This window comes from Acinetobacter sp. YH12041 (assembly GCF_013419975.1).
GTDB lineage: Bacteria > Pseudomonadota > Gammaproteobacteria > Pseudomonadales > Moraxellaceae > Acinetobacter.
The window spans coordinates 1-6,962 of record NZ_VOZC01000038.1 but is presented as its reverse complement, the minus strand read 5'-3'; the positions used below and the strand labels follow the sequence as shown (position 1 = coordinate 6,962).

The 6,962-nt window shown below is 44.7% G+C and carries 6 protein-coding genes and 2 pseudogenes; 4 read left to right on the top strand and 4 right to left on the bottom strand.

What is annotated here, in order from left to right; all coding sequences use genetic code 11:
- Positions 1 to 109 (bottom strand): annotated as a pseudogene (locus FTU00_RS15140) (dihydropteroate synthase); the annotation flags it as partial.
- 418 nt (positions 110 to 527) lie between these two features.
- Here FTU00_RS15140 and FTU00_RS15135 point away from each other — a divergent pair.
- Positions 528 to 2,030 carry an IS91 family transposase gene (locus FTU00_RS15135; RefSeq protein ID WP_138773302.1) on the top strand — a complete coding sequence of 501 codons (1,503 nt, stop codon included), beginning with the start codon at positions 528 to 530 and terminating at the stop codon, positions 2,028 to 2,030.
- Between the two features lie 170 nt (positions 2,031 to 2,200).
- On the opposite strand, the gene FTU00_RS15130 is transcribed toward FTU00_RS15135, so the two are convergent.
- From FTU00_RS15130 to FTU00_RS15120, 3 genes are all read right to left on the bottom strand, one after another.
- Positions 2,201 to 2,521 (bottom strand): hypothetical protein, encoded by a 321-nt coding sequence (locus tag FTU00_RS15130; protein WP_179990683.1) that lies wholly within the window; start codon positions 2,519 to 2,521, stop codon positions 2,201 to 2,203.
- A gap of 16 nt (positions 2,522 to 2,537) precedes the next feature.
- Positions 2,538 to 3,407, bottom strand: a complete 870-nt coding sequence (erm, locus tag FTU00_RS15125) for a 23S ribosomal RNA methyltransferase Erm (RefSeq protein WP_107318659.1) — start codon at positions 3,405 to 3,407, stop codon at positions 2,538 to 2,540.
- Positions 3,408 to 3,683: 276 nt separating this feature from the next.
- Positions 3,684 to 4,928 carry a hypothetical protein gene (locus FTU00_RS15120; protein WP_179990686.1) on the bottom strand — a complete coding sequence of 415 codons (1,245 nt, stop codon included), beginning with the start codon at positions 4,926 to 4,928 and terminating at the stop codon, positions 3,684 to 3,686.
- Between the two features lie 149 nt (positions 4,929 to 5,077).
- Here FTU00_RS15120 and FTU00_RS15115 point away from each other — a divergent pair.
- The 3 genes and pseudogenes from FTU00_RS15115 to FTU00_RS15110 form a co-directional block, all read left to right on the top strand.
- Positions 5,078 to 5,590: pseudogene (locus tag FTU00_RS15115) on the top strand (class I SAM-dependent methyltransferase); the annotation flags it as partial.
- A gap of 30 nt (positions 5,591 to 5,620) precedes the next feature.
- Complete coding sequence (locus FTU00_RS15710; protein ID WP_338242671.1) at positions 5,621 to 6,100, top strand: BCCT family transporter; 480 nt, start codon at positions 5,621 to 5,623, stop codon at positions 6,098 to 6,100.
- Positions 6,003 to 6,962 (top strand): transposase (locus FTU00_RS15110; RefSeq protein ID WP_373686198.1); only part of this gene is annotated, 960 nt, incomplete at its 3' end. The genes FTU00_RS15710 and FTU00_RS15110, both read left to right, overlap by 98 nt.

Sequence of the window (6,962 nt, the reverse complement as noted above, 5' to 3'; positions counted from 1 at the left end):
GCTTACGCGCCTGCGCAATGGCTGCGTCTGGCGCCAGATACCGGCCTCCATCGGAGAAACTGTCCGAGGTTATGTTGACGATGCCGAAAATGATGAGCGATTTATTCATGGGGGCTTCTATAATAATAATAATCGAGCATGAGTCTCATACGGATGCTCGGGTCGAAAGGGAATCCCCAGGCGAGTAACCTGTTTGCGGTGATCCATTAGCTGCAGGAGCAGAAGAGCATACATCTGGAAGCAAAGCCAGGAAAGCGGCCTATGGAGCTGTGCGGCAGCGCTCAGTAGGCAATTTTTCAAAATATTGTTAAGCCTTTTCTGAGCATGGTATTTTTCATGGTATTACCAATTAGCAGGAAAATAAGCCATTGAATATAAAAGATAAAAATGTCTTGTTTACAATAGAGTGGGAGTGACTGGCACTCACAGGCAATGTCTGGCACTGGCTGGCATCACAGCTGAGACTTCAATATCTCGCAGCTGAGCGATAAACTGTATAAAAACACAGTATCGCAAGGATGCGGATCATGCCCCAAGTGGCGGCCAGGATGGCCAGCCGGGACGAGAACACTGGTCGTTACCAGCGTCACCGGCCCGAGCAAACCCTGCTCTATCGGATCGTCGAAGAATACTACCCGACGTTCGCTGCCCATTTGGCGGCGCAGGGCAGGGAACTGCCCGGCTATGTGCAACGCGAGTTTGACGACTACCTCAAATGCGGCCGTCTCGAACACGGCTTTCTGCGGGTGCGTTGTGAGTCGTGTCACGCTGAGCACCTGGTTGCGTTCAGCTGCAAACGTCGGGGCTTCTGTCCTAGTTGTGGCGCACGGCGTATGGCCGAAAGCGCCGCGCTACTGGTCGATGAGGTTCTGCCCGTACAGCCCATGCGCCAATGGGTACTCAGCTTTCCCTTTCAATTGCGCTTTCTGTTCGCCAGCCGGCCGGAGGTCATGGGCCGGGTGTTGGGCATCGTTTACCGCGTCATCGCCACGCATCTGGTCAAGAAAGCGGGCTATACCCACCAAGCGGCCAAGACCGGTGCCGTCACCCTGATCCAGCGCTTCGGCAGTGCACTGAACCTCAACATTCACTTTCACATGCTGTTCCTCGATGGCGTGTACGTTGAGCGTCCCAATGGAACAGCCCGGTTCCTCTGGGTCAGGGCGCCGACCAGCGCCGAACTCACCCAACTGGCGCACACCATCGCCCATCGGGTCGGCCGCTATTTGGAGCGGCAAGGCCTACTGGAGCGGGATGCTGAAAACAGTTACCTGGCCTTGGATGCGGTGGATGAAGATGCGATGACTCCACTGCTGGGGCATTCCATCACGTATCGCATCGCCGTGGGGCCACAGGCAGGGCGCAAGGTGTTCACCCTGCAGACACTGCCCGCCTGCGACCCGGAAGATCAGTTTGGTGACATGCCCGGTAAGGTTGCCGGTTTCTCGCTACATGCCGGCGTAGCGGCCAAGGCCCATGAGCGCAGCAAACTCGAACGGCTGTGCCACTACATCAGCCGCCCGGCGGTGTCTGAGAAACGGCTGTCGCTCACGAAGAATGGCAACGTGCGCTACCAGCTTAAGACGCCGTACCGGGACGGCACCACGCATGTGATCTTTGAGCCGCTGGACTTCATCGCAAGACTGTCGGCGTTGGTGCCGAAGCCACGTGTGAACCTTACCCGGTTTCATGGGGTGTTTGCGCCCAACAGCAAGCACCGCGCCCTGGTTACACCTGCCATGAGGGGCAAGGGGAGCAAAAAGGTCAAGGTATCGGATGAGCCGCCAACACCCGCTGGGCGGCGAGCGTCGATGAAATGGGCACAGCGGCTCAAGCGTGTATTCCAAATCGACATCGAGACTTGCAGCGAATGCGGCGGTGCCATGAAGGTGATTGCCTGTATTGAAGATCCGGTAGTGATCAAGCAGATCCTCGACCATCTGAAGCAAAAAGCCGAAACCAACGAGTCCAGCCCGTTGCCCGAGAGCCGGGCACCACCGGCTGGCCTGTCGCCGGGTCTGTTTACCTGACCCGTCCCAAACGATTCCGATCACGATGCTGCGGTAATTCAGCCGCGGCAGGGATGCGTTATGCCGGCGGCTTGGGTTGGCCCCGGCTGTCGGGAAAAACGGGTGAATTTTCGGCGGGATCGATGGCTACACGGGCCGGATTCAGAATCACCCACTGGCAAAGCAGGCCGTCATTCGCGGTCTACAGTGGCTGGACTTGGAGAAAAACGGCGTTTATTCTTCCTATACTCTTTTATATCTGATAATTGCAGATTAAATTCAGATAATAAAACATTTACAATATTTTTGAATTGAGTTTCAGAATAAAAAGCTTTATTATGATGTTTTATTCTGGATAAACGCTCTAGTTCCCAATATCTTAATAATGACAATTTACCACCATCATATTCCCAAAGTGAAATATTTTGGTCGTGCCTTTTTGTATCTGTTTTATAAAAATTGGCATACTTGTTTATCTCTACATATGCAAATAAGTAGTAACCTTTTTCCAATTAAGTACCCTTTTATTTAATATCTTTGAGTTCTGCTTCTGTGGACTTTTTCTAATTTTGATTGTTCTTTTAAAAGTTTTTGATAAGAACCTTCTACGAGTTTTTTCTTGTCTTGGCATACAAACTGCTTATATGTATCGAACATTTTAATCCATTGAATATATGTCCAATCGGAAAAATTTAGTTCACTATCTAAATTGATAATTTTTTTCAAACGTTTTTGCTGTTCATAAGAAAAAATATTTTTTGTTTTTTGTTTAAAATTTAATCCTGGGGCAGTATACATATATGATAAAAAATCCCAATATTCTAACATTGTTGCTTTTTTTATATCACAATATTCTTTTTTATGGAAATGCACAAGAACTATAGACACGTTGGGTTTTGGTTTAAAATCTGAAGGCAAAAACTCATAAGCCAGTTTTATATCATATAACGGTTTGAACATAAGTGATTTTAATGTGTCTTTATAATATGGAGTGCCTGCGTATTTTAACATTGCTTCGTACTGCATTATAATATACATATCTTGTGGCGGGTTGATTGCTGTTAGTAATCTTGTTAAGATTTCTCCCGTCATATTAAACGGTATATTAGAAAAAACTTTATAATTGCCATCAGGAAGTTTTATGTTCATAAAATCTTGATTGATAAGTGTTAGTTTTTCACTATTCAAGTTTTGCTTTAAAAATTGATACAAAGAGGTGTCTAATTCAATTGCAATTACACTTTTACTTACTCTTAATAAATGTTCGGTTATTATGCCTTTTCCCGGACCTATTTCATATACAATGTCAGTATTATTTATATTGCTATTTTCAACAAGGCTACTAACTAATTTTTTATCGTGTAAGAAATTTTGTGAATCCCTAATATTTCTTTCCATAAATTCCCTTTAATTGCATAATCTTTAATAGTTTATATAATTAATTATAAGATGAAACGTACAGTTTGTCAACTATTGCCATTTAAATTGGACATATAGCAAGCATACAAAATAATGGTGTTTTTACATATAAAAAACTACTAATACTGGTTACAAATCTTAAACCAAATAAAAATTTGCATAAAAAAAGATGTGATGATTATTAAATTCTTCACAACTTTTATATGTTAATATTTAACCAAAACATTAGATTTTAATATGTTTAGTATTTTACTCTCATACTGGCACCGTGAAGTCTACGTCAATTCCCCAAACATTTAGAGTAAGTGCAAAAAAGCCATTTTTAAAATTTGTTTCGGACAAGTAAAAAGTTTTAGGCTCATCAATTCCCCAATAATATATATCTATATATTCTGCATAAAGAAATTTTTGAGATTCTTCATCGTATTTTATGCCTTCGACACCATATCCCTCTTGAAACCTATAATCGCCTAGTATATTGACAAATTCATGTGATAGATAAGGTATTGCATAGTTTTCATCATTGTTATCGTAGACAGCAATTAAGAGTTGGAATTCATAAGTATCATCATTAGAGTCGATTGCATTAATCGTTATCCATTGTAAACCGACACTTGTGTTGTCATATACAAAATCCTCACCTATTAAAACGGTAATAAACTCATTTGAAATTTCATTAAAATCGTAGAGATCGTAAATTAGTACCTCAAAATCTAATTTTAGACCCGAAAAATCCAAATCCATTGGCACAATTAGTAATGGATTTCTGTTGATTGAACCATATGAGGCATAGCTAACACCATAGTCAATTATGTCAGAATAATCAGTTATGTCAGAAAGATCCATATCGGCTATATTAATTATAACTTGTGAATCATGTATTACATCCCCATCTTTAGCAACTAAAAAGGTTTTTGAGGTGAAATAATCTTTTTCATCAACAGTATATTTGATAACTATAAAGCCGTATCCTTCTGTGTCAATGTCATAAGAAACAACCATATCTTTTGTAACTTGAACATTAGAATGTTTGTGGTGATTTATATAATAAATTCCTAGATATAAACTTAGTTTCATGTCGCTTAAGACTTCTTCTAAAGTGGAGCCTAATTTAACGGATTCAGAGTCTATATCAATTTCAATTTTATTATTAAATGCCAAGTTTTTTGAAAAATCATCGCTTGATATTTCATCTAAAATGGTTTTAATTTTTATTTCAAACTCATAACCTTCAATCTCAATTCTTGTATTATGAATGCCTTCATCCAATATTGTTTCTTGATCTTCATCAATTATGTCCTCAAAGCGAACAGTGTTAAAATATCCATTATCGTAAACTAGCACTATATCAGAAAAAAGCATACCTGCATTATATTCATTGATCTCTTCGTCTTCGATTGCGGTATAAAAAATTAGACCATAATTTCCATTAACATCTTTAGTTGGAGAGAGGTTTATAACTGCTAAAACCTCAAATTCCTCGTCATCTGCAACAAACAAGTCTTCGCGTATTAATGCTGCGTATTCGTTAAAGGCAAAAATAACATCTTCCGATATTTGGGTAAATAGAACAGCTTCCCAATTAGAAAAATAAGCATAAAAATCTTGAGTGCCTTTATTTATTACAAGCCGAATTTTCTAAATTACCTAAAGGAGGTAAGGTTCTTTGCTTAGCCGAAGGTGAAGGTCGCAATGCTGTGTTTTTAGCCAAGCAAGGTTATGACGTTACAGCGGTTGACCAGTCTAGCGTCGGCTTAGAAAAAGCACACAAATTGGCGGCTGAACAGGGTGTAAAAATCACCACAGTGGTAGCCAACTTAAATGAGTATGATTTAGGCGTAGACGCTTGGGATGGCATCGTTTCAATTTTCGCTCATGTGCCTCTTGAGTTACGGTTGAAATTGCATAAGCAGGCAGTGGCTGCATTAAAAGAAAATGGCGTCTTTATGCTAGAAGCCTATACAGCTGCTCATATTGACATGGATGGAGTGGGTGGTCCTCCTGCCTCGCAAATAGATATGTTTATGTCGCTTGAAGGGTTGCAGCAAGAACTAAACGGTTTGGATTTTATAATAGGTGCTGAAGTAGAGCGTGAAATCTCTGAAGGAAACTATCACCAGGGTAAAGGAGCAGTCGTTCAAGTGGTTGCCTGTAAGAAATAGTTAGTTAAATAGTAAGTTCTAAGGAAAGTAATGAGTACGTTTAAGCAATGGGTAAACCGTCTTTTAGGAGACGTAGGAACCGTTTTTTACCTATCAATACTCTTTATTGGTTTGTTTTTAATTGCCACAGTCAGTAACCCTGATGGCGTTCAAGAGTTAGCGCAAAAAGCACTGGATGCGACCGCTGATGACTTTGGCTGGTTGTACTTATTAGTGACCAGTGGCTTTGTCATTTTTACACTCTGGTTGGGGTTGTCACGCTTTGGCAGTATTCGCCTCGGGCCTGATGACGAGGCACCCGAGTTTAGCTATGGCTATCGCAAGGATGCGGATCATGCCCCAAGTGGCGGCCAGGATGGCCAGCCGGGACGAGAACACTGGTCGTTACCAGCGTCACCGGCCCGAGCAAACCCTGCTCTATCGGATCGTCGAAGAATACTACCAGACGTTCGCTGCCCATTTGGCGGCGCAGGGCAGGGAACTGCCCGGCTATGTGCAACGCGAGTTTGATGACTACCTCAAATGCGGCCGTCTCGAACACGGCTTTCTGCGGGTGCGTTGTGAGTCGTGTCACGCTGAGCACCTGGTTGCGTTCAGCTGCAAACGTCGGGGCTTCTGTCCTAGTTGTGGCGCACGGCGTATGGCCGAAAGCGCCGCGCTACTGGTCGATGAGGTTCTGCCCGTACAGCCCATGCGCCAATGGGTGTTGAGTTTCCCGTTTCAGCTGCGTTTCCTGTTTGCCAGCCGGCCCGAGATCATGGGGTGGGTGCTGGGCATCGTTTACCGCGTCATTGCCACGCACCTGGTCAAGAAAGCGGGCCATACCCACCAAGTGGCCAAGACGGGCGCGGTCACCCTGATCCAGCGTTTTGGATCGGCGCTCAATCTGAATGTTCACTTCCACATGCTGTTTCTCGACGGTGTGTATGTCGAGCAATCCCACGGCTCAGCGCGTTTCCGCTGGGTCAAGGCGCCGACCAGCCCAGAGCTCACCCAGCTGACGCACACCATCGCCCACCGGGTGGGTCGCTATCTGGAACGGCAAGGCCTGCTGGAACGGGATGTCGAAAACAGCTATCTGGCCTCGGATGCGGTGGATGACGACCCGATGACACCCCTGCTGGGGCACTCGATCACTTACCGTATCGCTGTCGGTTCACAGGCGGGGCGAAAGGTGTTCACTTTGCAAACTCTGCCGACCAGTGGTGATCCGTTCGGTGACGGGATTGGCAAGGTAGCTGGGTTCAGCCTGCACGCCGGCGTGGCGGCCAGGGCCGATGAACGCAAGAAGCTCGAACGGCTGTGCCGGTACATCAGCCGCCCGGCGGTATCCGAGAAGCGGCTGTCGTTAACACGAGGCGGCAACGTGCGC

What these genes read in the sequence shown, in the direction of transcription:
- erm (WP_107318659.1), bottom strand. Translation starts at nt 3,407, where the DNA reads ATGGAAAGAAATATTAGGGATTCACAAAATTTCTTACACGATAAAAAA.
- FTU00_RS15135 (WP_138773302.1), top strand. Translation starts at nt 528, where the DNA reads ATGCCCCAAGTGGCGGCCAGGATGGCCAGCCGGGACGAGAACACTGGT.
- FTU00_RS15710 (WP_338242671.1), top strand. Translation starts at nt 5,621, where the DNA reads ATGAGTACGTTTAAGCAATGGGTAAACCGTCTTTTAGGAGACGTAGGA.